General features: G+C 61.7%; 1 protein-coding gene and 1 pseudogene. Both read left to right on the forward strand.

Annotated features, from left to right (window positions below; all coding sequences use genetic code 11):
- Window positions 1-269 precede the first annotated feature (269 nt).
- The gene (locus BZK31_RS28875; protein ID WP_083186500.1) at window positions 270-938 is read left to right on the forward strand and encodes an ABC transporter ATP-binding protein; all 669 of its coding nucleotides are present in this window, start codon (window positions 270-272) and stop codon (window positions 936-938) included.
- A 1-nt stretch (window position 939) separates the two neighbouring features.
- A pseudogene (locus BZK31_RS28880) lies at window positions 940-1,882 on the forward strand (ABC transporter permease); the annotation flags it as partial.

Below are 1,882 nucleotides of genomic sequence, written 5' to 3' on the forward strand. Positions count from 1 at the left end.
AAAGGCGCAACCGTAACCGGAACCGAGCGCCAAACCCACTGAATCCGCAACCCCATACCCAGACGTGATGCAGAGCATCACGGGCGTCATGCCCACGCAGATCGATGGGCACGATCAACGGGCTTTTCTAACGCAACAGCGTGAACACCACCCATCACGAAGCAGATAAAGGATAAGCGCACCGACAGCGCGAGCAAAATTGCAACGGTTGGCGACGCATCAGTGCTCAGCCGCTATCCTTAAGACAAGCGCAACCAGTCGAGCCCCCCATGTTGCAAGTGCGAGACGTATTCAAGAATTACGCCACAGCCCAAGGCCCACTGGCAGTATTGCGAGGTGTCGATCTGCAGATCGCACAGGGCGAAAGCCTGGCGCTAATGGGCGAGTCAGGCAGCGGCAAAAGCACGCTGCTGCATCTGGTAGCCGGTCTGGATCAGGTCGACAGCGGCACAATCGAAATCGCCGGACAGCGTCTGGACCTCATGAACGAGCGCCAGCTGGCGAACTGGCGACGTACCGAAATCGGCTTGGTCTTTCAGCAGTTCAACCTTATCGGCAGCCTCAAAGTCGCCGACAATCTCGCCTTTCAGGCGCGGCTGGCCGGGCGTTACGATTCTGCCTGGCAGACGCGACTGATCGAACGACTGGGCCTGGGAGACTTGCTTGAACGCTATCCAGAGCAACTCTCGGGCGGACAACAACAGCGCGTCGCCATCGGCCGCGCTCTGGCCTCCCGGCCCGGCTTGCTGCTGGCGGACGAACCCACGGGCAACCTCGACGAAACCACCAGTGACGAGGTTCTGCAGCTCCTGCTGGACCTGCTGAACGACAGTTCGACCACTTTGTTGATGGTCACGCACAGCCCGCGCGTGGCGGCGCGGCTGGCACGTACCCAGGTACTGCATCTGGGTCGGCTGGCAAACGCGGGCGGCCGCTGAAATGCGAGTTTTCCACTGGACCTTGCGCGCCCTGCTCAGCCACTGGCGACGCCATCCCGTGCAGTTTTTCAGCGTCCTGACCGGGCTGTGGCTGGCGACGGCTTTACTGACCGGGGTGCAAGCGCTCAACAGTCAGGCACGGGAAAGCTATCAGCGGGCCAGCCAACTGATCGGCGGCGAACCGCAGACCAGCATCGAGGCGCTCGACGGCAAGCCGTTCTCTCAACAACGGTTCATTGAGTTGCGACGCGACGGCTGGCCGGTGTCGCCGGTTGTACAAGGCCGGATCACCCTGAAAGGGCTGGAAGATCAGCGCCTGCAACTGATGGGCATCGAGCCGGTGACCTTGCCCACGGGCTCTTCAGTGGCTGGCCGGAAGCTTGGTTCGAGTGAGATCGGCGACTTTCTCACACCGCCGGGGGCCACCTGGATTGCACCGCAGACCCTGCAAGCCCTGAACCTGAAAGAAGGTCAGCAACCAGAGACCGAAAACGGCATGCGCCTGCCTCCGTTGCACGCGACGGTGGACATGGCGCCAGGCGTGCTGCTGACGGACATCGGTTTCGCCCAGCCCTTGCTGGGTAACCGCGATCAGGTGTCGCGCCTGTTATTGCCCAAAGATTTCACGGAGCAGCTACCGACCGAAGCAGGCCGTCAACTGGTCATCAAACGCGGTGGCGAAGAGAATTCGCTAGAGCGCCTGACCGAAAGTTTTCACCTGAACCTGAACGCACTGGGGACGCTGTCATTCATCGTAGGGCTGTTCATTGTCCATGCGGCGATCGGTCTGGCGCTTGAGCAGCGCCGTGGTTTGCTGCGTAACTTGCGCGCCTGTGGCGTCGATGCGCGTCTGCTGATCGTGGCGTTGGCCGTCGAACTGGGCACGCTGGCGCTGCTGGGCGGCGTGCTCGGGGTGATCAGCGGTTATCTGCTGGCCAGCCTGC

This window comes from Pseudomonas floridensis (genome assembly GCF_002087235.1).
Lineage (GTDB): Bacteria > Pseudomonadota > Gammaproteobacteria > Pseudomonadales > Pseudomonadaceae > Aquipseudomonas > Aquipseudomonas floridensis.